This window comes from Bacillus sp. EKM206B, from assembly GCF_011066015.1.
GTDB lineage: Bacteria > Bacillota > Bacilli > Bacillales > Bacillaceae > Bacillus > Bacillus velezensis.
Map to the genome: position 1 here is coordinate 1 of NZ_JAAMNL010000014.1, position 24,552 is coordinate 24,552.

25 protein-coding genes, 1 rRNA gene and 2 other annotated features are annotated in these 24,552 nt (G+C 44.9%); all 26 genes read left to right on the forward strand.

What is annotated here, in order from left to right:
- Positions 1-89: 89 nt before the first annotated feature.
- The 26 genes from rrf (at position 90) to rpoB (ending at position 24,546) form a co-directional block, all read left to right on the forward strand.
- Positions 90-205: ribosomal RNA gene (gene rrf, locus G9F50_RS18240) — 5S ribosomal RNA — on the forward strand.
- 294 nt (positions 206-499) lie between these two features.
- Positions 500-964, forward strand: a complete 465-nt coding sequence (gene ctsR, locus G9F50_RS18245; RefSeq protein WP_003156396.1) for a transcriptional regulator CtsR — start codon at positions 500-502, stop codon at positions 962-964.
- Between the two features lie 13 nt (positions 965-977).
- A complete protein-coding gene (mcsA, locus tag G9F50_RS18250; RefSeq protein ID WP_060562029.1) occupies positions 978-1,535 on the forward strand; it encodes a protein-arginine kinase activator protein McsA in 558 nt (185 codons plus the stop codon).
- Positions 1,535-2,626 carry a protein-arginine kinase McsB gene (mcsB, locus tag G9F50_RS18255; RefSeq protein WP_003156398.1) on the forward strand — a complete coding sequence of 364 codons (1,092 nt, stop codon included), beginning with the start codon at positions 1,535-1,537 and terminating at the stop codon, positions 2,624-2,626. The genes mcsA and mcsB overlap by 1 nt, the downstream gene beginning before the upstream one ends.
- Positions 2,623-5,055: an ATP-dependent protease ATP-binding subunit ClpC gene (gene clpC / locus G9F50_RS18260; RefSeq protein WP_060562030.1), complete on the forward strand. Its 2,433-nt coding sequence runs from the start codon at positions 2,623-2,625 to the stop codon at positions 5,053-5,055. Before mcsB ends, clpC begins: the two co-directional genes overlap by 4 nt.
- Before the next feature lie 93 nt (positions 5,056-5,148).
- Positions 5,149-6,528, forward strand: coding sequence for a DNA repair protein RadA (radA, locus tag G9F50_RS18265; RefSeq protein ID WP_014416742.1), 1,380 nt, complete (start codon positions 5,149-5,151; stop codon positions 6,526-6,528).
- Between the two features lie 3 nt (positions 6,529-6,531).
- Positions 6,532-7,614, forward strand: a complete 1,083-nt coding sequence (disA, locus tag G9F50_RS18270; RefSeq protein ID WP_007615225.1) for a DNA integrity scanning diadenylate cyclase DisA — start codon at positions 6,532-6,534, stop codon at positions 7,612-7,614.
- Between the two features lie 115 nt (positions 7,615-7,729).
- A complete protein-coding gene (locus G9F50_RS18275; protein ID WP_003156403.1) occupies positions 7,730-8,830 on the forward strand; it encodes a PIN/TRAM domain-containing protein in 1,101 nt (366 codons plus the stop codon).
- 12 nt (positions 8,831-8,842) lie between these two features.
- Complete coding sequence (gene ispD, locus G9F50_RS18280; RefSeq protein ID WP_015239038.1) at positions 8,843-9,541, forward strand: 2-C-methyl-D-erythritol 4-phosphate cytidylyltransferase; 699 nt, start codon at positions 8,843-8,845, stop codon at positions 9,539-9,541.
- Positions 9,534-10,010, forward strand: coding sequence for a 2-C-methyl-D-erythritol 2,4-cyclodiphosphate synthase (ispF, locus tag G9F50_RS18285; RefSeq protein ID WP_003156407.1), 477 nt, complete (start codon positions 9,534-9,536; stop codon positions 10,008-10,010). The genes ispD and ispF overlap by 8 nt, the downstream gene beginning before the upstream one ends.
- 91 nt (positions 10,011-10,101) lie before the next feature.
- Positions 10,102-11,553, forward strand: a complete 1,452-nt coding sequence (gene gltX, locus G9F50_RS18290; RefSeq protein ID WP_007410392.1) for a glutamate--tRNA ligase — start codon at positions 10,102-10,104, stop codon at positions 11,551-11,553.
- A gap of 2 nt (positions 11,554-11,555) precedes the next feature.
- Positions 11,556-11,789: a binding site (T-box leader), on the forward strand.
- A 74-nt stretch (positions 11,790-11,863) separates the two neighbouring features.
- On the forward strand, positions 11,864-12,517 hold the full coding sequence (cysE, locus tag G9F50_RS18295) for a serine O-acetyltransferase (RefSeq protein WP_003156410.1): 654 nt from the start codon (positions 11,864-11,866) through the stop codon (positions 12,515-12,517).
- A complete protein-coding gene (cysS, locus tag G9F50_RS18300) occupies positions 12,514-13,914 on the forward strand; it encodes a cysteine--tRNA ligase (RefSeq protein WP_060562031.1) in 1,401 nt (466 codons plus the stop codon). Before cysE ends, cysS begins: the two co-directional genes overlap by 4 nt.
- A 4-nt stretch (positions 13,915-13,918) precedes the next feature.
- Entirely contained in the window at positions 13,919-14,350 is a 432-nt protein-coding gene (locus G9F50_RS18305; protein WP_003156412.1) for a Mini-ribonuclease 3, read from the forward strand.
- Positions 14,334-15,083: a 23S rRNA (guanosine(2251)-2'-O)-methyltransferase RlmB gene (gene rlmB, locus G9F50_RS18310; protein WP_060562032.1), complete on the forward strand. Its 750-nt coding sequence runs from the start codon at positions 14,334-14,336 to the stop codon at positions 15,081-15,083. The genes G9F50_RS18305 and rlmB overlap by 17 nt, the downstream gene beginning before the upstream one ends.
- Positions 15,084-15,089: 6 nt before the next feature.
- Entirely contained in the window at positions 15,090-15,602 is a 513-nt protein-coding gene (gene rae1, locus G9F50_RS18315) for a ribosome-dependent mRNA decay endonuclease Rae1/YacP (protein ID WP_003156414.1), read from the forward strand.
- Between the two features lie 62 nt (positions 15,603-15,664).
- Positions 15,665-16,321, forward strand: coding sequence for an RNA polymerase sporulation sigma factor SigH (sigH, locus tag G9F50_RS18320; RefSeq protein ID WP_003156415.1), 657 nt, complete (start codon positions 15,665-15,667; stop codon positions 16,319-16,321).
- A gap of 85 nt (positions 16,322-16,406) precedes the next feature.
- Complete coding sequence (rpmG, locus tag G9F50_RS18325; RefSeq protein WP_003156421.1) at positions 16,407-16,556, forward strand: 50S ribosomal protein L33; 150 nt, start codon at positions 16,407-16,409, stop codon at positions 16,554-16,556.
- Between the two features lie 32 nt (positions 16,557-16,588).
- Positions 16,589-16,768 (forward strand): preprotein translocase subunit SecE, encoded by a 180-nt coding sequence (secE, locus tag G9F50_RS18330; protein ID WP_003156422.1) that lies wholly within the window; start codon positions 16,589-16,591, stop codon positions 16,766-16,768.
- 167 nt (positions 16,769-16,935) lie between these two features.
- Positions 16,936-17,469: a transcription termination/antitermination protein NusG gene (nusG, locus tag G9F50_RS18335; protein WP_003156423.1), complete on the forward strand. Its 534-nt coding sequence runs from the start codon at positions 16,936-16,938 to the stop codon at positions 17,467-17,469.
- A gap of 167 nt (positions 17,470-17,636) precedes the next feature.
- A complete protein-coding gene (gene rplK / locus G9F50_RS18340; RefSeq protein WP_003156430.1) occupies positions 17,637-18,062 on the forward strand; it encodes a 50S ribosomal protein L11 in 426 nt (141 codons plus the stop codon).
- Between the two features lie 94 nt (positions 18,063-18,156).
- Positions 18,157-18,855 (forward strand): 50S ribosomal protein L1, encoded by a 699-nt coding sequence (gene rplA / locus G9F50_RS18345; protein ID WP_003156431.1) that lies wholly within the window; start codon positions 18,157-18,159, stop codon positions 18,853-18,855.
- A gap of 48 nt (positions 18,856-18,903) precedes the next feature.
- Positions 18,904-19,046: a sequence feature (ribosomal protein L10 leader region), on the forward strand.
- 63 nt (positions 19,047-19,109) lie between these two features.
- Positions 19,110-19,610: a 50S ribosomal protein L10 gene (gene rplJ, locus G9F50_RS18350; RefSeq protein ID WP_007410396.1), complete on the forward strand. Its 501-nt coding sequence runs from the start codon at positions 19,110-19,112 to the stop codon at positions 19,608-19,610.
- Between the two features lie 41 nt (positions 19,611-19,651).
- Positions 19,652-20,023, forward strand: coding sequence for a 50S ribosomal protein L7/L12 (rplL, locus tag G9F50_RS18355; protein WP_003156436.1), 372 nt, complete (start codon positions 19,652-19,654; stop codon positions 20,021-20,023).
- Positions 20,024-20,114: 91 nt separating this feature from the next.
- Positions 20,115-20,720 (forward strand): class I SAM-dependent methyltransferase, encoded by a 606-nt coding sequence (locus tag G9F50_RS18360; protein ID WP_015388780.1) that lies wholly within the window; start codon positions 20,115-20,117, stop codon positions 20,718-20,720.
- Positions 20,721-20,964: 244 nt separating this feature from the next.
- On the forward strand, positions 20,965-24,546 hold the full coding sequence (rpoB, locus tag G9F50_RS18365) for a DNA-directed RNA polymerase subunit beta (protein ID WP_003156440.1): 3,582 nt from the start codon (positions 20,965-20,967) through the stop codon (positions 24,544-24,546).
- Positions 24,547-24,552 lie beyond the last annotated feature (6 nt).

Sequence of the window (24,552 nt, forward strand, 5' to 3'; positions counted from 1 at the left end):
TGGAGCTGACAGATACTAATCGATCGAGGACTTAACCAATTTGAATGTATGCTTACTGTTATCTAGTTTTGAGAGAACACTCTCAATGGTTTGGTGGCGATAGCGAAGAGGTCACACCCGTTCCCATGCCGAACACGGAAGTTAAGCTCTTCAGCGCCGATGGTAGTCGGGGGTTTCCCCCTGTGAGAGTAGGACGCCGCCAAGCTATCATTATGGTAAAGGCAGCTCATCATGAGCTGCCTTTTTTGTGTTTTTCTGCATACATTATATAATATGAGAAACGTAACGATATGCCTTTTTGCAAAAGCAGGTTTTATGCTTGTGCAAAGTGGAAATAATAGAGATAGAGCGATACAGTTGAAAAATTTTGCGAAACACCTTTATGCTTGTGCAAAGTGGAAATAATAGAGATAGAGCGATACAGTTGAAAAATTTTGCGAAACACCTTATAGTAAGGTTAAAGTCAAATATAGTCAAAGTCAATGAAGGAGGGGGTTGAGTGGGACATAATATTTCTGACATCATTGAACAGTACTTGAAACAAGTATTAGATCAAAATGGCAAAGAAATTTTAGAGATCAAACGCAGTGAAATCGCTGATAAATTTCAATGTGTTCCTTCCCAAATAAATTATGTCATCAACACCAGATTTACAAGTGAAAGAGGATATATTGTTGAAAGTAAACGGGGAGGCGGCGGTTATATTCGTATTATCAAAATTAAAATGAATAACGAAGTCGTCCTCATCAATAATATTATTTCGCAGATTCATACCCACTTGTCCCAGGCAGCCTCTGATGACATTATTCTCAGACTGTTAGAGGACGGAGTTATTTCGGAAAGAGAAGCTAAAATGATGGTGAGTGTAATGGATCGTTCAGTTCTATATATTGATTTGCCCGAACGGGATGAACTAAGAGCCAGAATGATGAAAGCAATGCTCACATCTTTAAAACTAAAGTAAGCGGGTGAAAAGATTGATTTGTCAAGAATGCAATGAGAGACCGGCCACTTTTCACTTTACGAAAGTTGTTAATGGAGAAAAACAAGAAGTTCATATTTGTGAACAATGTGCAAAAGAAAATAGCGATTCATACAGTATAAGTGGAAACCAAGGGTTCTCGATCCATAATTTATTATCAGGGCTGCTGAATATGGAGTCTTCATTTCAAAACACCGGTTCTCAAATGTTCGGCTACTCAGAGCAAGGCACAGCTTGTAAGAAATGCGGTATGACGTTTCAGCAGCTGAGAAAAACAGGGCGTTTCGGCTGTGCGGAATGTTACGATACGTTCTACAGCCAAATTACGCCGATCTTGCGAAAAGTTCACAGCGGGAATACGGTGCATGCCGGGAAAATTCCAAAACGAATAGGCGGAAACCTGCATGTAAGACGGCAAATGGAAATGTTAAAAAAAGAACTTGAATCTTTAATACAACACGAAGAGTTTGAAAGAGCAGCGGAGGTCAGGGATCAGATCCGATCGTTAGAGCAGAAGTTAAAAAGTAAAGACAGTGAGGGGGAACAAGGGTAATGTCGCTCAAGCATTTTATTCAGGACGCACTAAGCAATTGGATGAAGCAAAAGGGACCTGAAAGTGACATTGTACTCAGCAGCCGTATACGGTTGGCCCGAAACTTTGAAAATATAAAGTTTCCTGCCAGGTATACGAATGAAGAAGCCTCATCCATCATTCAGCAATTCGAAGATCACTTTTCAGGAAAAGAACTGCCTGATATCGGTCAATTTCATTTAATCAGAATGAGTGAAGCTCAGCCTTTGGAAAAACGGGTGCTGATGGAGAAACATCTGATCAGTCCTAATTTAACGGAATCTCCTTTTGGCGGCTGTCTGCTTTCTGAAAATGAAGAAGTCAGCATTATGTTAAATGAAGAAGATCATATCAGAATTCAATGCCTCTTCCCCGGCTTCCAGCTTCTCAACGCTATAAAAGCGGCGAACCAGGTTGATGACTGGATTGAGGAGAAAGTGGATTACGCCTTTGGAGAGAAGAGAGGGTACTTAACAAGCTGTCCTACAAATGTAGGGACGGGACTAAGGGCTTCAGTCATGATGCATTTGCCGGGCCTTGTATTAACTAGGCAAATGAATCGAATTATACCGGCAATTAACCAATTAGGTTTAGTTGTTAGAGGAATTTACGGTGAAGGCAGCGAAGCATTAGGAAATATCTTTCAAATTTCAAATCAAATCACACTCGGAAAATCAGAACAGGACATTGTAGATGATTTAAACAGTGTGGCTGCCCAGCTGATTGAGCAGGAACGTTCAGCCCGAGAAGCGCTTTACCAAACCTCGAAAATTGAATTGGAGGACCGGGTATTCAGGTCTTACGGTGTTTTATCCAACTGCCGTATGATTGAATCAAAGGAAACGGCGAAATGCCTTTCTGACGTTCGGCTGGGGATAGACCTGGGGATCATTAAAGGGCTATCAAGCAATATACTTAATGAACTGATGATTTTGACACAGCCGGGTTTTCTCCAGCAATATTCGGGCGGTGCATTACGGCCGAACGAAAGAGACGCGAGAAGAGCGGCGCTTATCAGGGAAAGGCTGCATTTAGAAATGAGTGCAAATAGACAGGAGGATGATTCGATATGATGTTTGGAAGGTTTACAGAGCGAGCTCAAAAGGTATTGGCACTGGCACAGGAAGAAGCACTGCGCTTAGGCCATAACAATATTGGAACTGAACATATCTTATTAGGTCTGGTTCGTGAAGGAGAAGGGATTGCGGCTAAAGCACTCCAAGCACTCGGACTCGGTTCGGATAAAATTCAGAAAGAAGTGGAGAGCTTAATCGGACGGGGACAGGAAATGTCTCAAACGATTCATTATACGCCAAGAGCAAAAAAAGTCATTGAGCTCAGCATGGATGAAGCCAGAAAGCTAGGACATTCTTATGTGGGAACAGAACACATACTTCTCGGACTGATTCGTGAAGGAGAAGGCGTGGCGGCGAGAGTTCTGAATAATCTCGGTGTCAGCTTGAATAAGGCGAGACAGCAAGTGCTGCAGCTTCTGGGAAGCAATGAGACGGGATCTTCTGCATCCGGTACGAACAGCAATGCAAACACGCCGACGCTGGACAGTCTGGCGCGTGATTTAACTGCGATTGCGAAGGAAGACAGTCTTGATCCGGTTATCGGCCGAAGCAAAGAAATTCAGCGTGTTATTGAGGTATTAAGCCGCAGAACGAAGAATAACCCCGTTCTTATCGGAGAACCGGGTGTAGGTAAAACTGCGATTGCTGAAGGCCTCGCACAGCAGATCATCAATAATGAAGTGCCGGAAATTTTACGTGATAAACGCGTAATGACATTAGACATGGGTACGGTTGTAGCCGGGACGAAATACCGCGGAGAATTTGAAGACCGCTTGAAAAAAGTAATGGATGAAATACGTCAGGCCGGCAATATTATTTTATTCATTGACGAACTGCATACACTGATCGGAGCGGGGGGAGCAGAAGGTGCGATTGACGCGTCGAATATCTTAAAACCTTCACTGGCCCGCGGAGAGCTTCAATGCATCGGTGCGACAACGCTTGATGAATACCGTAAATATATCGAAAAAGACGCCGCTCTCGAGCGCCGTTTCCAGCCGATTCAGGTCGATCAGCCCTCAGCCGATGAAAGCATTCAAATTTTAAAAGGACTCCGTGACCGCTATGAAGCGCATCACCGCGTATCCATTACCGATGAAGCGATTGAAGCGGCGGTAAAATTGTCCGACCGTTATATTTCTGACCGCTTCCTTCCGGATAAAGCGATCGATTTAATTGATGAAGCCGGTTCAAAAGTGCGTCTCCGTTCGTTCACAACGCCTCCGAACTTAAAAGAGCTTGAGCAGAAACTCGATGAAGTTCGCAAGGAAAAAGACGCTGCCGTTCAGAGCCAGGAGTTTGAAAAAGCGGCTTCCCTTCGTGATACGGAGCAGCGTTTGAGAGAACAGGTGGAAGACACGAAAAAAACGTGGAAAGAAAAACAAGGCCAGGAGAACTCCGAAGTTTCTGTAGAGGATATCGCGATGGTTGTATCCAGCTGGACCGGGGTGCCTGTATCTAAAATTGCCCAAACGGAAACAGATAAGCTTCTCAATATGGAAAACATTCTGCACTCCCGCGTCATCGGCCAGGATGAAGCCGTTGTAGCCGTTGCAAAGGCTGTCAGACGTGCAAGAGCCGGTCTGAAGGACCCGAAACGCCCGATTGGTTCATTCATCTTCTTAGGCCCTACAGGCGTTGGGAAGACAGAGCTGGCACGAGCGCTGGCGGAATCCATTTTCGGTGATGAAGAAGCGATGATCAGAGTGGATATGTCCGAATACATGGAGAAACATTCGACTTCACGTCTTGTCGGTTCTCCTCCGGGGTATGTCGGCTATGATGAAGGCGGCCAGCTGACAGAAAAAGTGAGAAGAAAACCTTACTCTGTCGTACTGCTTGATGAAATTGAAAAAGCGCATCCTGATGTGTTTAACATTCTCCTGCAAGTGCTTGAAGACGGACGCTTGACTGATTCAAAAGGACGCACTGTGGATTTCCGCAACACGATCCTGATTATGACGTCAAACGTCGGAGCGAGCGAGCTGAAACGCAACAAATATGTGGGCTTCAATGTGCAGGATGAATCACAAAACCATAAAGACATGAAAGACAAAGTCATGGGAGAGCTGAAGCGTGCCTTCAGACCTGAGTTTATCAACCGGATTGACGAAATTATCGTCTTCCACTCCCTTGAGAAAAAACATCTTACAGACATCGTGTCGCTTATGTCTGATCAGTTAACAAAACGTCTGAAAGAACAAGATCTCTCTATCGAGCTGACGAATGCTGCAAAAGCAAAAGTGGCAGAAGAGGGCGTCGATTTGGAATACGGCGCACGTCCGTTAAGAAGAGCGATTCAAAAGCATGTGGAGGACCGGTTATCAGAAGAACTTCTCAGAGGCAATATTGATAAAGGCCAGCACATTGTTCTTGATGTTGAGGACGGCGAATTTGTCGTAAAAACAACTGCTAAAACGAACTAATATAGTGACAAACATGAGGCATACGTAAGCAAGTGTATGCCTCACTTTGTTATATAGAGAAATATTCGATAAGGAAGAGGTCTTACAACATATATGGCTAAATCAAAAACAAAATTCATCTGCCACTCATGCGGTTATGAATCCGCAAAATGGATGGGAAAGTGCCCGGGCTGCGGGGCTTGGAATACAATGGTGGAAGAAACCATAAAAAAAGCGCCGGCGAATCGGCGGGCGGCTTTCTCCCACTCCGTTCAAACCGTCCAGAAACCATCACCCATTACATCAATTGAAACATCGGAAGAACCCCGCGTTCACACAAAGCTTGAAGAATTCAACAGAGTGCTTGGCGGCGGCGTTGTGAAGGGCTCGTTAGTATTAATCGGCGGCGATCCCGGGATCGGAAAATCAACGCTCCTTCTCCAAGTATCCGCACAATTAGCAGATACGGCCGGCAGTGTGCTTTACATTTCAGGGGAAGAATCCGTGAAGCAAACGAAGCTGCGCGCCGACAGACTTGGAATCAACAGCCAAATGTTACATGTTTTATCTGAAACCGATATGGAGTATATTTCGTCTGCTATACAAGAGATGAAACCCGCATTTGTTGTCGTAGACTCCATTCAGACCGTTTATCAAAGTGATATCACCTCGGCTCCCGGCAGTGTATCACAAGTAAGAGAATGTACGGCTGAATTGATGAAAATCGCGAAAACAAACGGCATACCTATTTTTATCGTCGGGCACGTCACAAAAGAAGGATCGATCGCGGGTCCGAGATTGCTTGAGCACATGGTCGATACCGTTCTATACTTTGAAGGAGAGCGGCACCATACATTCCGTATTTTGCGGGCCGTAAAAAACCGTTTTGGCTCAACAAATGAAATGGGTATCTTTGAAATGCGGGAAGAGGGGCTTACGGAAGTGCTGAACCCTTCTGAAATTTTCTTGGAAGAGCGTTCTGCCGGGGCATCGGGTTCGAGTATCGTTGCGTCAATGGAAGGAACGAGACCGATCCTGGTTGAAATTCAGGCGCTCATATCACCGACCAGTTTTGGAAACCCGCGCCGCATGGCTACAGGCATTGACCACAACAGGGTATCGTTAATTATGGCTGTGCTTGAGAAGCGGGTGGGTCTTTTGCTTCAAAATCAAGATGCGTATTTAAAGGTCGCCGGCGGGGTCAAACTGGATGAACCGGCGATTGATTTGGCAGTAGCCGTCAGCATTGCCTCAAGCTTCAGAGATACACCGCCGAATCCCGCAGATTGCTTTATCGGTGAAGTGGGTCTGACAGGAGAAGTCCGCAGGGTGTCAAGAATCGAACAGCGCGTAAAAGAAGCGGCAAAACTCGGCTTCAAGCGCATGATCATACCTGAGGCGAATGCAGATGGGTGGACAATACCAAAAGGGATTGAGGTTGTCGGAGTAGCAAATGTTGCAGAAGCGCTTCGTACTTCATTAGGAGGATCATAATAGATGGAAAAAGAGAAAAAAGGGGCGAAACAAGAGCTTGACCTGTCTGCAATTCTGCAGTTCGTTGCACCGGGCACCCCGCTCAGAGCCGGGATAGAGAATGTACTTCGGGCAAATACAGGCGGCCTGATTGTTGTCGGATACAATGATAAGGTAAAGCAAGTCGTGGATGGCGGTTTTCATATTAATACATCATTTGCGCCCGCTCACTTATACGAGCTGGCCAAAATGGACGGTGCCATTATTTTAAGTGATTCCGGCCAGAAAATTCTTTATGCGAATACGCAGCTTATGCCGGAGGCGACCATTTCTTCTTCAGAAACGGGAATGAGGCACCGTACGGCGGAACGGGTGGCGAAGCAGACCGGCTGTCTCGTCATCGCCATTTCTGAGCGCAGAAATGTCATTACGTTATATCAGGACAGCATGAAGTACACACTAAAGGACATAGGATTTATTTTAACAAAGGCAAATCAGGCCATTCAAACGCTTGAGAAGTATAAAACCATTTTAGACAAAACGATTACGGCTTTAAACGCATTAGAGTTTGAGGAGCTTGTGACATTCAGTGACGTGCTGTCCGTCATGCATCGATATGAAATGGTGCTCCGAATAAAAAATGAAATCAATATGTATATTAAAGAACTCGGAACGGAAGGCCACTTAATCCGTCTGCAGGTGATTGAACTGATTACGGACATGGAAGAAGAGGCGGCACTTTTCATCAAAGACTATGTCAAAGAAAAAATCAAAGATCCGTTCGTGCTGTTAAAAGAGCTTCAGGATATGTCCAGCTATGATCTGCTTGATGATTCCATTCTGTTTAAGCTGCTTGGATATCCGGCTTCTACCAATATTGATGATTATGTGCTCCCGAGAGGATACAGGCTGCTGAACAAAATTCCGCGTCTGCCGATGCCGATTGTTGAAAATGTGGTTGAGGCGTTCGGATTTTTGCCAAGCATAACGGAAGCCACTGTAGAAGAGCTTGATGATGTTGAGGGTATCGGCGAAGTGCGCGCCAAAAAAATCAAAAAAGGCTTAAAACGCCTTCAGGAAAAACACTATATAGATAGACAGCTTTAAGAATCGCTTAAACCTGTCGGAATCCGGGTATATTATTGTTAGTTTTTGTTTATTCTGAATTTGTAGGCTCTGACCCAGTCTGCTGAAAAAATGCTACTTAAAAGGAGGTGGAGGTATGTTAAAACGAATAGTTCAGGCGTTCTTCATTATTGTGGGCGGCGTTGTCGGTATCTTTTTAATACCTGAATTGTTTGTGCTGTCAAATATACAGGACATACCTTTAATAACAAACGCATATACGTCTGCTGCAATTGGTGCTATTATCTTTTTTCTCATCAGTATATGGACGACAGAATATGTGATTAATTGGGTAAAATGGATTGAAGATTCTTTGCTGAGAGCTCCGGTGCCGGATCTGTTATTCGGGAGTCTCGGATTGGTTTTTGGACTTATCATCGCATATCTCATTGTAAACGTGATTCCGCTGGACAATATTCCGTACCGTATATTCAGCACCATCATTCCGGTCTTTCTGGCTTTCTTTCTCGGTTATCTGGGCTTCCAAGTCGGATTTAAGAAAAAGGATGAACTGATCAGTCTTTTCTCCATTTCTGCAAGAATGCAGAAGAAAAAGGGAAGTGCTGATGAGGAGCAGGAGGAACAGGATAAAAGGCTGAAAATCTTGGATACAAGTGTTATTATTGATGGGAGAATTGCAGATATTTGTCAGACGGGCTTTTTAGAAGGCGTCATTGTCATTCCTCAATTTGTGCTGGAGGAATTACAGCATATCGCTGATTCTTCAGATGTTTTAAAACGTAACAGAGGGCGCCGCGGACTGGATATCTTGAATCGCATTCAAAAGGAACTGGATATTACGGTTGAAATTTATGAAGGCGACTTCGAAGACATTCAGGAGGTTGACAGCAAGCTTGTCAAACTTGCGAAGCTGACATCCGGTGTCGTTGTGACGAATGATTTTAATTTAAATAAAGTATGTGAGCTTCAGAAGGTTGCGGTACTGAATATTAATGACCTTGCAAACGCGGTGAAGCCGGTTGTGCTTCCGGGCGAAGAGATGAATGTGCAGGTGATTAAGGACGGGAAAGAGCATAATCAAGGTGTGGCTTACTTGGATGACGGGACGATGATTGTTGTGGAAGAAGGCCGCAATTATATAGGGAAACATATTGATGTGCTCGTAACCAGCGTACTGCAGACAGCGGCGGGACGAATGATTTTTGCCAAGCCCAAGCTGCTTGAGAAAGCTCTTTAAGAGGGAGTTCATATGGAGTATGTTGTCGTTATTCCGGCTGCCGGACAAGGAAAACGGATGAAGGCCGGGAAAAATAAGCTGTTCATCAGCTTAAAAGGTGCGCCTGTTATTATACACACACTGCGGGTTTTTGAAAGCCACGCACCCTGTCAGAAAATAATCCTGGTGATAAACGAGAGTGAACGGGAAGATTTTCGCCAGCTGCTGGCCCAATTTCCGATTCAGACGGAAATTGAGCTTGTTACCGGGGGGGCGGAGCGTCAGCACAGTGTATACGAAGGACTGAAAGTGATTGATAAGGAATCGGTCGTACTTGTTCATGACGGAGCGCGCCCGTTTGTCACACATCAGCATATCGATAAGCTCGTTGAAACAGCAGAGGAGGCGGGAGCGGCTGTCCTGGCTGTTCCTGTGAAAGACACGATAAAACGGGCGGAAGGCTCCCGGGTTGCGGAGACCTTTGATCGTTCAAGCTTGTGGGCCGTTCAAACGCCGCAGGCTTTTCGTCTTTCTTTATTGAAGACGGCGCATATGGAAGCGGAAAACAAAGGCTTCTTAGGGACGGATGACGCCAGCCTCGTCGAGCGTCTTGATGGATATCAGGTGAGTATCGTTGAAGGCAGCTATACCAATATTAAGCTGACAACGCCGGATGACCTTATATTTGCGGAAGCAATCATGAAAGCGGAAAGTGGGAATCATAATGTTTAGAATCGGACAAGGATTTGATGTGCATCAATTAACGGAAGGCCGTCCTCTCATCATCGGCGGAATTGAAATTCCTTATGAAAAGGGGCTGCTCGGACATTCAGATGCTGATGTATTGCTGCATACAGTCGCAGACGCGTGTCTCGGAGCGGCAGGTGAAGGAGATATCGGCAAGCATTTCCCGGATACTGATCCGGAATTCAAGGATGCGGATTCTTTTAAGCTGCTTCAGCATGTCTGGAACATTGTAAAAGAAAAAGGGTACGTACTCGGAAATATAGACTGCACGATTATTGCGCAAAAGCCGAAAATGGCGCCGCATATTGATGCTATGAGAAAACGGATAGCGGAAGGTCTTGAGGCGGACGTCTCTCAAGTAAACGTAAAAGCGACGACGACAGAAAAGCTCGGGTTTACCGGAAGAGCCGAAGGAATTGCCGCTCAGGCGACCGTTCTGATCCAAAAAGCCTGATCATTGTTTTGATGCCCGGTCTATTTGGTGGTAGAATAGATACATATATTCGGCTAGAGGCTACAGACGAGATGAAAGGAAGTATTTGAACATGGGAAATGAAGTACGCGTTCGTTATGCACCGAGTCCGACCGGACATTTGCATATCGGTAACGCCAGAACGGCGCTTTTTAACTATTTATTTGCCCGCAGCCAAGGCGGAAAGTTTATTATCCGGATTGAGGATACGGACAAAAAGCGAAATATTGAAGGCGGAGAGCAAAGCCAGCTCAACTATTTGAAATGGCTCGGCATGGACTGGGATGAAAGTGTGGATATCGGCGGAGAATACGGCCCGTACCGCCAGTCTGAGCGTAACGACATTTACAAAAAGTACTATGAAGAGCTTCTTGAAAAAGGGCTTGCTTATAAATGTTTCTGTACGGAAGAAGAACTTGAGAAAGAGCGTGAAGAGCAAATCGCCCGCGGGGAAATGCCGCGCTATTCCGGCAAACACAGAAACCTGACTCAGGAAGAGCAGGAGCAGTTTTTAGCCGAAGGCAGACAGCCGAGCATCCGTTTCCGCGTGCCGGAAGGGAAAATCATCGCATTTAACGATATCGTAAAAGGTGAGATTTCTTTTGAATCAGACGGCATCGGCGACTTTGTCATCGTCAAAAAAGACGGAACACCGACGTATAACTTTGCCGTCGCGATTGACGATTACTTAATGAAAATGACGCACGTGCTCCGCGGTGAGGATCACATTTCAAATACACCGAAACAGATCATGATTTTCCAGGCATTCGGCTGGGATGTTCCTGTCTTCGGACATATGACGCTTATCGTAAACGAAAGCCGCAAAAAATTAAGTAAACGTGATGAATCAATTATCCAGTTTATTGAGCAGTATGATGAGCTGGGTTACCTGCCTGAAGCGCTGTTTAACTTTATCGGACTTCTCGGCTGGTCTCCCGTCGGTGAAGAAGAGCTTTTCACAAGAGAACAATTCATTGAAATTTTTGATGTAAATCGTTTGTCTAAGTCACCGGCTCTGTTTGATATGCATAAACTGAAATGGGTCAACAACCAATACGTCAAAGCGCTGGATCTTGATCAAGTGGTTGAGCTGACCCTGCCGCACCTGCAAAAAGCAGGAAAAGTCGGCACTGAGCTGTCTGCCGAGGAGCAGGAATGGGTTCGTAAATTAATATCTCTTTACCATGAGCAATTGAGCTACGGCGCTGAAATTGTCGAGCTGACTGATTTGTTCTTTAAAGATGAGATCGAGTATAATCAAGAGGCAAAAGCCGTTCTGGAAGAGGAACAGGTGCCTGAAGTGCTCAGCGTATTTGCTGCGAAGCTTGAAGAGCTTGAAGAATTTACGCCTGAGCTGATCAAAGCCTCAATCAAAGCTGTTCAGAAAGAAACAGGCCATAAAGGCAAAAAGCTGTTCATGCCGATTCGTGTAGCGGTTACCGGTCAGACACACGGTCCTGAGCTTCCGCAGGCCATTGAGCTGATCGGCAGAGAAACAGCCGTCAGACGCCTGAAAAGCATTTAAATATACGATTGTTGACAGGGAAGAGTATAAAACAATGACCATTACAGAAAGAATCTTCATCGGCTGAGAGAGATTCATGCGTCATGTTTTAGAAGTGCGCCCTTAAGACCTTTGAAGAACATTTCTGCGGAAATCAGTATTTAAAGGCGGCCGCCGCCGTTACCGGCTTTTGAGTTGGGAAAACAGTGACTTGTTTTTCAAACAGAGTGGAACCGCGCGGTAAAAGCGTCTCTGTCATGTTTACATGCAGAGACGCTTTTTTTATAGGCGGAAAAACAGACTGGAGCGGGGAGAGAATGGGGGGAAGCATGTGTTTTTTAAAATGCTAAAAGAAGACATAGATACAGTGTTCGATCAAGATCCGGCAGCAAGAAGCTATTTCGAAGTTGTTTTAACTTATTCTGGTTTACATGCTATATGGGCGCATCGGATTGCACATGCTTTATATAAACGGAGGTTTTTCTTCCTGGCGCGCCTGATATCACAGATTGCCCGTTTCTTTACCGGAATTGAAATCCATCCCGGCGCGACCATCGGGAGAAGGTTTTTCATTGACCACGGTATGGGGGTCGTCATAGGGGAAACATGTGAAATCGGCAATAACGTGACGGTATTCCAAGGTGTCACTCTCGGGGGAACGGGAAAAGAAAAGGGGAAGCGGCATCCGACCATAAAAGATGATGCTTTAATTGCAACCGGAGCGAAGGTGCTCGGCTCTATTACGGTCGGGCAGGGTTCTAAAGTAGGGGCCGGTTCCGTTGTGCTTCGTGATGTTCCCGACTTTTCAACCGTTGTCGGCATACCTGGAAAAGTCGTCATTCAGAACGGAAGAAAAATCAAACGCGATCTCAATCACCAAGACTTGCCCGATCCGGTTGCTGACCGGTTTAGAGCATTGGAGCAGCAGATTTTTGAACTGCAGGCTGAACTGGAAGATAAAAAAGAAAGGATCAACCAAAAATGACCATTACACTTTATAATACATTGACACGGAAAAAGGAAACATTCGTTCCTCTTGAGGAAGGAAAAGTAAAAATGTACGTGTGCGGACCGACTGTATACAACTATATTCATATCGGCAACGCCCGTCCGGCGATTGTGTATGATACCGTACGCAACTATTTAGAGTATAAAGGATACGATGTTCAATACGTATCGAATTTCACCGATGTTGACGACAAACTGATTAAGGCGGCCAACGAGCTCGGCGAAGACGTCCCGACCGTTTCTGAACGGTTCATTAAAGCGTATTTTGAAGACGTGGGCGCCCTCGGATGCCGGAAAGCGGATCTTCACCCCCGGGTCATGGAAAACATGGACGCCATTATTGAATTTATCAGCGAGCTGATTAAAAAAGGCTACGCTTATGAATCAGAAGGCGACGTCTATTTCAAAACAAGAGCCTTCGAAGGCTACGGAAAGCTATCTCAGCAATCAATTGATGAACTCAGATCAGGCGCGCGTATCCGTGTCGGCGAGAAGAAAGAGGATGCGCTGGACTTTGCTCTTTGGAAAGCTGCTAAGGACGGAGAAATTTCATGGGATAGCCCTTGGGGAAAAGGCCGCCCGGGCTGGCATATTGAATGCTCCGCAATGGTGAAAAAGTATTTGGGTGACGAAATCGATATTCATGCCGGCGGTCAGGACCTGACATTCCCGCACCATGAAAACGAAATCGCCCAATCTGAAGCATTAACAGGCAAGACATTCGCAAAATACTGGCTTCACAACGGATATATCAATATCGATAATGAGAAAATGTCAAAATCGCTCGGCAACTTTGTTTTGGTGCACGATATCATTAAGCAATATGACCCGCAGCTTTTGAGATTTTTCATGCTGTCCGTTCATTACCGCCACCCGATCAACTATTCGGAAGAGCTGCTTGAGAAAACAAAAAACGCGTTTAACCGCCTGAAGACGGCCTACAGTAATTTAAACCATCGTTTGATTAGCAGCACGAATCTGACTGACAATGATGAGGAATGGCTCGCTAAAATCGAAGAGCACCGCACTGCGTTTGAAGAAGCAATGGATGATGATTTTAATACGGCGAATGCAATTTCCGTTTGGTTTGATCTGGCGAAGCTCGCTAATTACTACATGCAGGAAGACAATACGGCGGATCACGTCATTAAAGCCTTTATCAGCATGTTTGACAGAATCGGATCTGTTCTCGGACTTACGCTCGGCGAAGAAGAGCTTGTCGACGAAGAGATTGAAGAGTTGATTGAGAAGAGAAATGAAGCCCGCCGCAATCGCGATTTTGCTTTGTCAGACCAGATTCGCGATCAGCTGAAAAGCATGAATATCATTCTTGAAGATACGGCCCAGGGAACTCGCTGGAAGCGGGGAGAGTAAGCGGATGCTTCAATTTGAACAAATCAAAGATTCAAAGCAGTTAAACGGTCTTGCGCTTGCTTATATGGGTGATGCCATTTTTGAAATATACGTCCGGCATCACCTGCTTAAGCAGGGCTTTACGAAACCGAATGACCTTCATAAGAAGGCGAGCCGGATTGTATCGGCAAAATCACAGGCAGACATATTGTTCCGCCTTCAGGACGAATCCTTTTTCACGGAGGAAGAGGAAGCCGTGCTGAGAAGAGGCAGAAACGCGAAATCAGGGACGACGCCTAAAAACACAGATGTACAGACGTACCGCCATAGTACAGCTTTTGAGGCTTTACTCGGATACCTTTTTCTTGAGAAAAGAGAAGAAAGACTGAATCAGCTGATTGCTGAGGCTATACAAGTCGGGACGTCAGGGAGGAAAACAAATGAGTCAGCAACATGATTACGTCATAGGAAAAAACGCGGTGATTGAGACGTTGAAGTCAGATCGCATGCTGTATAAGTTATGGATGGCGGAAAACACAGTAAAAGGACAGGCGCAGCAAGTTATGGAGCTTGCTAAAAAGCGCGGCGTCACCATTCAATTTGTACCGAGGAAAAAACTCGATCAGATGGTGGAGGGGCAGCATCAGGGTGTTGTCGCCCAGGTGGCGGCATATGAATATGCACAATTAGACGAATTATATAAAAGAGCGGAAGAGAGAAACGAACAGCCTTTCTTTCTCATATTGGACGAGCTGGAAGACCCTCATAATCTCGGTTCCATCATGAGAACGGCTGACGCTGTCGGTGCACACGGCATCGTGATTCCGAAACGCAGAGCGGTCGGACTGACTTCGACGGTCGCAAAAGCTTCGACCGGTGCGATTGAACACATTCCCGTCGTGAAGGTGACCAACCTTGCCCGGACACTTGATGAAATGAAGGAGCGGGGGATTTGGGTCGTCGGAACGGATGCATCCGCCCGGGAAGACTACCGCTCTATGGACGGCAAGATGCCTTTGGCGCTCGTTATCGGAAGCGAAGGCAGAGGAATGGGCCGGCTTGTGAAAGAGAAATGTGATTTTCTCATTAAGCTTCCGATGGCCGGAAAAGTCACGTCTCTGAATGCGTCGGTAGCGGCCGGCCTTCTCATGTATGAAGTCTACCGGAAGCGCAATCCTTTAGGGGAATGAAGACAGATGGACATCCTGTTAGTAGACGGATACAACATGATTGGAGCTTGGCCGCAGCTAAAGGATTTAAAAGCGAACAGTTTTGAAGAAGCGAGAGATGTACTGATCCAGAAGATGGCGGAATATCAGTCCTACACGGGAATCAGAGTCATTGTGGTGTTTGATGCACACCTGGTAAAAGGCATAGAGAAAAAACAAACGAATCACAGAGTCGAAGTGATTTTCACACGGGAGAATGAAACGGCGGATGAGCGGATCGAGAAGCTTGCCCAGGCGCTGAATAATATTGCGACACAGATTCATGTCGCAACCTCCGATTATACGGAGCAGTGGGCGATTTTCGGACAAGGGGCTCTCCGTAAATCCGCCCGGGAGCTCCTGAGGGAAGTGGATACGATAGAACGCCGGATTCAAAGGCGGGTTTCAAAGATCACTTCTGAAAAACCACCGGGTAAAATCGAGCTGTCCGAAGAGGTTTTGAAAACGTTTGAAAAGTGGCGCCGAGGCGGTCTGGATTAGGTTGACGCTTTTTCGCCCATTAATGTATAATATTTCTATCTACGTGCGCCGGGGGGATCGCAGTGAATCTACAGAACAGCAAGGGAAAGTTCAACAAAGTGCAATTTTGCCAGTTGGAGGACGAGCAGGTCATTGAAAAGGTTCATGTTGGGGATAGTGATGCGTTAGATTACTTGATTACGAAGTACCGTAATTTTGTACGGGCGAAAGCAAGGTCTTATTTTTTAATAGGGGCCGACAGAGAAGATATTGTACAGGAAGGGATGATAGGCTTATATAAGTCTATCCGAGACTTTAGAGAGGACAAGCTTACTTCATTTAAAGCTTTTGCAGAATTATGCATTACCCGCCAGATTATTACCGCAATAAAGACAGCTACCCGTCAGAAACACATTCCTTTAAATTCCTATGTTTCTTTAGACAAACCTATTTTTGATGAAGAATCTGACAGAACACTGCTTGATGTCATTTCAGGCGCTAAAACGTTAAATCCTGAAGAGATGATTATTAATCAGGAAGAATTTGATGATATCGAAATGAAAATGGGAGAACTGCTGAGCGATCTGGAGAGAAAGGTGCTTGTTTTGTACTTGGACGGAAGAAGTTACCAAGAGATTTCAGATGATTTAAACCGACACGTAAAATCAATCGATAATGCCCTGCAGCGCGTAAAGCGCAAGCTTGAAAAGTATTTAGAAATAAGAGAGATCAGCCTGTAGCAGGTTTCTGTGTCATATTGACAGAATTTTTCTGACTGTGCTATTTTATTAAGATAAATGAATGTTTAGGAAAAGGTGTAACGACATGAGAAAAAAGATTACGCTGGCATGCAAAACATGCGGAAATCGTAATTATACGACAATGAAAAGCTCTGCATCAGCGGCTGAGCGGTTAGAAGTTAAGAAGTACTGCAGCACTTGCAATTCACATACAGCTCATTTAGAAACAAAATAGTGTTCGCTTTTTAAATTGTGGAGGTCTTTTACATGCGCATGATGAGTTTCTTTAAAGATGTTGGGAAAGAAATGAAAAAGGTTAGCTGGCCTAAAGGCAAAGAGTTAACGCGCTATACGATCACGGTGATTTCAACGGTTATCTTTTTTGTTATCTTTTTTGCCCTCCTTGATACAGGAATTTCTCAATTAATTCGTTTAATAGTTGAATAATGATCAGCAATACGTGCTATAATAGATCATAATATCGTTTGCCAAAACCCGTTCAGCGGGTTTTTTATTGTGTTGTTGAAAAAAGGATTCATAGGCCCTGAGCCTATTTTTTGTTTTACACTTCATTTTTAAATGCGGGGAGGGAAGGACTGCAGAGTCCTGATAGAATGGAAAAGAATTGGTATGTTGTTCATACGTATTCCGGTTATGAAAACAAAGTAAAAGCGAACCTTGAAAAACGTGTGGAATCAATGGGAATGCAGGATAAAATTTTCCGCGTTGTCGTCCCTGAAGAAGAAGAGACTGATATTAAGAACGGCAAGAAAAAAGTAGTCAAAAAGAAAGTGTTCCCGGGTTATGTGCTTGTTGAAATCGTCATGACTGATGATTCCTGGTATGTGGTCCGCAACACGCCGGGCGTTACCGGATTCGTCGGATCAGCCGGTTCAGGCTCAAAGCCGACTCCGCTTCTTCCTGGCGAAGCGGAAACCATCTTAAAACGCATGGGCATGGATGAGCGGAAAACCGACATTGATTTTGAATTGAATGAGACAGTCAAAGTCATAGACGGACCTTTCGCCAACTTTACAGGATCAATTGAAGAGATTGATTATGATAAGAGCAAAGTGAAAGTATTCGTTAACATGTTCGGCCGTGAAACGCCGGTTGAACTGGAATTTACCCAGATCGACAAATTGTAATGTGAAAAAACTTGAAATTGCTATATATTAATGATAATATAGCAAAGGTACGTCTTGGACTAATCCAAGGCAGCTAGCTTGATATTTCGTCATTCATATAAAGAATGAAACCTTGAGTGGGAGGGTTTACCCTATTACCACATCACGGACTTAAGGAGGTGTGTCTCGTGGCTAAAAAAGTAGTAAAAGTTGTAAAATTGCAAATTCCTGCTGGAAAAGCTAACCCAGCGCCGCCAGTTGGACCTGCACTAGGTCAAGCCGGTGTAAATATCATGGGATTCTGTAAGGAGTTTAACGCTCGTACAGCTGACCAAGCTGGTTTAATCATTCCTGTTGAAATTTCGGTTTACGAAGACCGTTCATTTACATTTATTACAAAAACTCCGCCTGCTGCAGTATTGCTTAAAAAAGCAGCTGGAATTGAGTCTGGTTCTGGTGAACCAAACCGTAATAAAGTGGCAACCGTTAAGCGCGATAAGGTTCGCGAAATCGCTGAAACGAAAATGCCTGACTTAAACGCAGCAGACGTTGAAGCGGCAATGCGCATGGTTGAAGGTACTGCCCGCAGTATGGGTATCGTTATCGAGGATTAATTTGTTTCTTGTCGGGTTGCGAGTTTTCACAAGTTCGCAACCCTTATTCGTGGGAGGTTATTCCGCTATAACCACATAAGGAGGAAATTTTAAAATGGCTAAAAAAGGTAAAAAGTACGTTGAAGCTGCGAAGCTTGTAGACCGTGCGAAAGCTTACGACGTCGCTGAAGCAGTGGCGCTTACTAAAAAAACAAACACAGCTAAATTCGACGCTACAGTTGAAGTTGCTTTTCGTTTAGGGGTTGACCCTCGTAAAAACGATCAGCAAATCCGCGGTGCAGTTGTACTTCCTAACGGAACTGGTAAAACTCAGCGCGTGCTTGTATTCGCTAAAGGCGAAAAAGCAAAAGAAGCTGAAGCTGCCGGTGCAGACTACGTTGGCGATTCTGATTACATCGCGAAAATCCAGCAAGGCTGGTTCGAATTCGATGTAATCGTTGCGACTCCTGACATGATGGGTGAAGTCGGTAAAATCGGCCGTGTGCTTGGACCAAAAGGTCTTATGCCGAACCCTAAAACAGGAACTGTTACATTCGAAGTAGAAAAAGCAATCGGCGAAATCAAAGCTGGTAAAGTAGAATACCGCGTTGACAAAGCTGGTAACATCCATGTTCCGATCGGAAAAGTTTCTTTCGAGGATGAAAAACTTGTTGAGAACTTCACAACAATGTATGATACAATCCTGAAAGCAAAACCGGCTGCGGCTAAAGGTGTTTACGTGAAAAACGTTGCCGTTACTTCTACTATGGGCCCTGGTGTCAAAGTAGACGCTTCTACTTTCAACGTAAAATAATATTTGACTTTAGATCAGCATTCTGATATGATTCAAAATGTTGTAAAATATAATATGTCATTTATACCGTAGACAGCAGGGGCCGTTGAGGCTTAATATCCTGCCGAGGTGTATATATATCACAGCTATTACGTTACGTATGCTTGTATATACAGCCTCCATGTCCACATGGAGGCTTTTTATATGAAATCGTCGTCACAGTCGTGATCACCTAGCGGTATAAGTGTTACACAAAATCTACAGGAGGTGTAACCATGAGCAGCGCAATTGATACAAAAAAAGTTGTTGTTGAAGAGATTGCTTCTAAACTGAAAGAAAGCAAATCAACGATCATCGTTGACTACCGCGGACTTAACGTTTCTGAAGTAACTGAACTCCGTAAACAGCTTCGCGAAGCTAACGTAGAGTTCAAAGTGTACAAAAACACAATGACTCGCCGTGCGGTTGAACAAGCTGAACTTGATGGTTTGAATGATGTCTTAACTGGACCGAATGCGATCGCATTCAGTACTGAAGATGTTATCGCTCCGGCAAAAGTTCTTAACGAGTTCGCGAAAAATCACGAAGCTCTGGAAATCAAAGCGGGCGTTATCGAAGGAAAAGTATCTTCTGTTGAAGAAGTGAAAGCTCTTGCTGAACTTCCTTCACGCGATGGCTTACTTTCTATGTTGCTTAGCGTACTTCAAGCTCCAGTTCGCAACCTTGCACTTGCAGCTAAAGCAGTTGCAGACCAAAAGGAAGAACAAGGCGCTTAATCTGATTTTGCCCTAAAATAAAACAAATGGAGGAATTTCAAATGGCTTTAAATATCGAAGAAATCATTGCTTCCGTTAAAGAAGCAACTGTACTTGAATTGAACGACCTAGTAAAAGCAATCGAAGAAGAATTTGGCGTAACTGCTGCTGCTCCTGTAGCTGTAGCTGGCGGAGCTGCTGCTGGCGGCGCTGCTGAAGAGCAAAGCGAATTCGACCTTATCCTTGCTGGTGCAGGTTCTCAGAAAATCAAAGTTATCAAAGTTGTTCGTGAAATCACTGGTCTTGGCTTGAAAGAAGCTAAAGAACTTGTTGACAACACTCCAAAACCACTTAAAGAAGGTATTGCGAAAGAAGAAGCTGAAGAGCTTAAAGCTAAACTTGAAGAAGTTGGCGCTTCTGTAGAAGTTAAGTAATCTTCACTTGCCTGTAGGGGAAGCTCGCTTTTATGAGGCGGGCTTTTTCTTTGCTTTTCTTTAAGTGCAATTAAAAAAGGAGGTTCTAATAATGAGTGAACACTATTATTCAGAAAAACCTTCAGTTAAAAGCGATAAACAGACATGGTCATTTACACTGCGGAACAGATCTTATACATTCACAAGTGACAGCGGCGTTTTCTCGAAAAAGGAAGTTGATTTCGGTTCGCGTGTCTTAATTGAAGCGTTTGAAGAGCCGGAGATCGATGGTGACTTCCTGGATGCAGGCTGCGGTTACGGCCCGATCGGTCTGTCGCTCGCCGGTGCATTTACAGACCGGACCGTGCACATGATTGACGTGAATGAAAGAGCCGTAGAGCTGTCAAATGAAAATGCAGAAAAAAACGGAATAAAAAACGTTCGGATTTATCAGAGTGATTTATTTTCAAATATTGATTCTGCTCAAACATTTGCTTCTATTATTACAAACCCCCCAATCCGCGCCGGAAAAAAAGTTGTCCATGCCATTTTTGAAAAAAGCGCTGAGCATTTAAGGGCTTCAGGTGAATTGTGGATCGTTATACAGAAAAAACAGGGCGGGCCTTCTGCCATTGAAAAACTGAAGGAGCTTTTTGACGAAGTTTCTGTAGTTCAAAAAAAGAAAGGCTATTATATCATAAAAGCAAAAAAAGTTTGACTTGAATTTTCAGCTATGTTAATATTGTAAAATGCCAATGTATATATTTTGCATGATATGCTCAAATAATCATAGTGCATGTATAAATTATACAAACATGGAAATGCTAATAAAATCGGTATTTGTTTTTGGATGTGGTTTTCTTAATTAGAAACCCTTTTTTCTTTTGTCTTGTAAAAGTATTTCTTTATCGTAAGAGATGCTTATTACACATATAATACGCATGATTTGAGGGGTGAATCAGTTGACAGGTCAACTAGTTCAGTATGGACGACACCGCCAGCGCAGAAGCTATGCTCGCATTAGCGAAGTGTTAGAATTACCAAATCTCATTGAAATTCAAACCTCTTCTTATCAGTGGTTTCTTGATGAGGGTCTTAGAGAGATGTTTCAAGACATATCACCAATTGAGGATTTCACTGGTAACCTCTCTCTAGAGTTCATTGACTACAGTTTAGGAGATCCTAAGTATCCCGTTGAAGAGTCAAAAGAACGTGATGTGACTTACTCAGCTCCGCTAAGAGTGAAGGTTCGTTTAATTAACAAAGAAACTGGAGAGGTAAAAGACCAGGATGTCTTCATGGGTGATTTCCCTATTATGACAGATACCGGTACTTTTATCATCAACGGTGCAGAACGTGTTATCGTATCTCAGCTTGTTCGGTCTCCAAGTGTATATTTCAGTGGTAAAGTAGACAAAAACGGTAAAAAAGGTTTTACCGCGACTGTCATTCCAAACCGTGGCGCATGGTTAGAATACGAAACTGATGCGAAAGATGTTGTGTATGTCCGCATTGATCGCACACGTAAGTTGCCGGTTACGGTTCTTTTGCGTGCTCTCGGCTTCGGTTCCGACCAAGAGATTCTCGATCTCATTGGTGAGAACGAATATCTCCGCAATACACTGGATAAGGATAACACCGAAAACAGTGACAAAGCGCTTCTTGAAATCTATGAGCGCCTTCGTCCCGGAGAGCCGCCTACAGTAGAAAACGCAAAAAGCTTGCTGGATTCCCGTTTCTTCGATCCGAAGCGATACGACCTTGCGAATGTAGGACGCTATAAAATTAATAAAAAGCTTCATATCAAGAACCGCCTGTTTAACCAGCGCCTTGCAGAAACACTGGTGGATCCGGAAACCGGTGAAATTCTCGCTGAAAAAGGGCAGATTCTTGACAGAAGAACACTTGATAAAGTATTGCCATACTTAGAAAATGGAATCGGCTTCAGAAAACTTTATCCTAACGGCGGCGTTGTCGAGGATGAAGTGATGCTTCAATCCATTAAAATCTATGCTCCTACTGATGCAGAAGGAGAGCAGACGATCAATGTGATCGGCAATGCTTACATCGAAGAGGCGATTAAAAACATTACGCCTGCTGATATTATTTCTTCTATCAGCTACTTCTTCAACCTCCTGCACGGAGTGGGCGACACTGATGATATCGACCATCTCGGAAACCGCCGTCTGCGTTCTGTAGGTGAGCTCCTGCAAAACCAATTCCGTATCGGTTTAAGCCGGATGGAACGTGTCGTACGTGAAAGAATGTCTATTCAAGACACGAATACAATTACGCCGCAGCAGCTGATTAACATCAGACCTGTTATTGCGTCTATTAAAGAGTTCTTCGGAAGCTCACAGCTTTCTCAATTCATGGATCAGACGAACCCGCTTGCTGAATTGACGCACAAACGCCGTCTGTCAGCTCTCGGACCGGGCGGTTTGACACGTGAGCGCGCAGGGATGGAAGTACGTGACGTTCACTACTCTCACTACGGCCGTATGTGTCCGATTGAAACGCCTGAGGGCCCTAACATCGGTTTGATCAACTCATTGTCATCATTTGCGAAAGTAAACCGCTTTGGTTTCATTGAGACGCCATACCGCCGCGTTGATCCTGAAACAGGAAAAGTAACGCCTAGAATCGACTACCTGACTGCTGATGAAGAGGATAACTATGTCGTAGCCCAAGCGAATGCTAAGCTGAGCGATGACGGCTCTTTCTTGGATGACAGCATCGTAGCGCGTTTCAGAGGGGAAAACACCGTTGTAGCCCGCAACCGCGTGGATTACATGGACGTATCTCCTAAACAGGTTGTTTCTGCTGCGACAGCATGTATTCCGTTCTTGGAAAACGATGACTCGAACCGCGCCCTCATGGGAGCGAACATGCAGCGTCAGGCTGTGCCTTTGATGCAGCCGGAAGCGCCGATCGTCGGAACGGGTATGGAATACGTATCCGGTAAAGACTCCGGTGCAGCCGTTATTTGTAAACACCCTGGTATCGTAGAACGGGTGGAAGCGAAAAACGTATGGGTGCGCCGCTATGAAGAAATTGACGGTCAAAAAGTAAAAGGCAACCTGGATAAGTACAGCTTGCTGAAATTCGTCCGCTCCAACCAAGGTACGTGCTACAACCAGCGTCCGATTGTAAGTGTCGGCGATGAAGTAGTCAAAGGAGAAATCCTTGCTGACGGACCTTCAATGGAGCTTGGTGAACTTGCTCTCGGCCGCAACGTAATGGTCGGCTTCATGACATGGGACGGTTACAACTATGAGGATGCCATCATCATGAGTGAACGCCTTGTGAAAGATGATGTATACACATCTATTCACATTGAAGAATATGAATCAGAAGCACGTGATACAAAGCTTGGACCGGAAGAGATCACCCGCGATATTCCAAACGTAGGGGAAGACGCGCTTCGCAACCTTGATGACCGCGGAATTATCCGTATCGGTGCGGAAGTCAACGACGGAGACCTTCTCGTAGGTAAAGTAACGCCTAAAGGTGTAACTGAGCTTACGGCTGAAGAACGCCTTCTTCATGCGATCTTTGGAGAAAAAGCGCGTGAGGTCCGTGATACTTCTCTCCGTGTGCCTCACGGCGGCGGCGGAATTATCCACGACGTAAAAGTCTTCAACCGTGAAGACGGCGACGAACTTCCTCCGGGAGTGAACCAGCTTGTACGCGTATATATCGTTCAGAAACGTAAGATTTCTGAAGGTGATAAAATGGCCGGACGTCACGGAAACAAAGGGGTTATCTCGAAGATTCTTCCTGAAGAAGATATGCCTTACCTTCCTGACGGCACGCCGATCGATATCATGCTTAACCCGCTGGGTGTACCATCACGTATGAATATCGGTCAGGTATTAGAACTTCACATGGGTATGGCTGCCCGCTACCTCGGCATTCACATCGCGTCACCTGTATTTGACGGCGCGCGTGAAGAAGATGTGTGGGAAACACTTGAAGAAGCAGGCATGTCAAGAGACGCAAAAACAGTTCTTTATGACGGCCGTACGGGAGAACCGTTCGACAACCGTGTATCAGTCGGAATCATGTACATGATCAAACTGGCGCACATGGTTGATGATAAACTTCATGCCCGTTCTACAGGTCCTTACTCACTTGTTACGCAGCAGCCTCTCGGCGGTAAAGCCCAATTCGGCGGACAGCGTTTCGGTGAGATGGAGGTTTGGGCGCTTGAAGCTTACGGCGCAGCTTACACGCTTCAAGAAATCCTGACTGTGAAGTCCGATGACGTGGTCGGACGTGTGAAAACATATGAAGCCATCGTCAAAGGCGACAATGTTCCAGAGCCTGGTGTTCCGGAATCATTCAAAGTATTGATCAAAGAGCTTCAAAGCTTAGGTATGGACGTAAAAATCCTCTCAGGCGATGAAGAAGAAATAGAAATGAGAGATCTAGAAGACGAGGAAGATGCGAAACAGGCTGACGGCCTTGCATTATCAGGTGATGAAGCGCCGGAAGAAACAGCATCTCCAGACGTTGAACGTGACGCAGTAACGAAAGAATAGTCTCTG

Bases quoted from the DNA above. Each gene is read 5' to 3' on its own strand.
- cysS (WP_060562031.1), top strand. From the start codon at position 12,514: ATGACCATTACACTTTATAATACATTGACACGGAAAAAGGAAACATTC.
- rlmB (WP_060562032.1), top strand. From the start codon at position 14,334: ATGAGTCAGCAACATGATTACGTCATAGGAAAAAACGCGGTGATTGAG.
- rae1 (WP_003156414.1), top strand. From the start codon at position 15,090: ATGGACATCCTGTTAGTAGACGGATACAACATGATTGGAGCTTGGCCG.
- rplA (WP_003156431.1), top strand. From the start codon at position 18,157: ATGGCTAAAAAAGGTAAAAAGTACGTTGAAGCTGCGAAGCTTGTAGAC.
- G9F50_RS18275 (WP_003156403.1), top strand. From the start codon at position 7,730: ATGTTAAAACGAATAGTTCAGGCGTTCTTCATTATTGTGGGCGGCGTT.
- disA (WP_007615225.1), top strand. From the start codon at position 6,532: ATGGAAAAAGAGAAAAAAGGGGCGAAACAAGAGCTTGACCTGTCTGCA.
- rplJ (WP_007410396.1), top strand. From the start codon at position 19,110: ATGAGCAGCGCAATTGATACAAAAAAAGTTGTTGTTGAAGAGATTGCT.
- secE (WP_003156422.1), top strand. From the start codon at position 16,589: ATGCGCATGATGAGTTTCTTTAAAGATGTTGGGAAAGAAATGAAAAAG.
- G9F50_RS18360 (WP_015388780.1), top strand. From the start codon at position 20,115: ATGAGTGAACACTATTATTCAGAAAAACCTTCAGTTAAAAGCGATAAA.
- mcsB (WP_003156398.1), top strand. From the start codon at position 1,535: ATGTCGCTCAAGCATTTTATTCAGGACGCACTAAGCAATTGGATGAAG.
- rpmG (WP_003156421.1), top strand. From the start codon at position 16,407: ATGAGAAAAAAGATTACGCTGGCATGCAAAACATGCGGAAATCGTAAT.
- gltX (WP_007410392.1), top strand. From the start codon at position 10,102: ATGGGAAATGAAGTACGCGTTCGTTATGCACCGAGTCCGACCGGACAT.
- ispF (WP_003156407.1), top strand. From the start codon at position 9,534: ATGTTTAGAATCGGACAAGGATTTGATGTGCATCAATTAACGGAAGGC.
- nusG (WP_003156423.1), top strand. From the start codon at position 16,936: ATGGAAAAGAATTGGTATGTTGTTCATACGTATTCCGGTTATGAAAAC.
- G9F50_RS18305 (WP_003156412.1), top strand. From the start codon at position 13,919: ATGCTTCAATTTGAACAAATCAAAGATTCAAAGCAGTTAAACGGTCTT.
- clpC (WP_060562030.1), top strand. From the start codon at position 2,623: ATGATGTTTGGAAGGTTTACAGAGCGAGCTCAAAAGGTATTGGCACTG.
- radA (WP_014416742.1), top strand. From the start codon at position 5,149: ATGGCTAAATCAAAAACAAAATTCATCTGCCACTCATGCGGTTATGAA.
- ispD (WP_015239038.1), top strand. From the start codon at position 8,843: ATGGAGTATGTTGTCGTTATTCCGGCTGCCGGACAAGGAAAACGGATG.
- rplL (WP_003156436.1), top strand. From the start codon at position 19,652: ATGGCTTTAAATATCGAAGAAATCATTGCTTCCGTTAAAGAAGCAACT.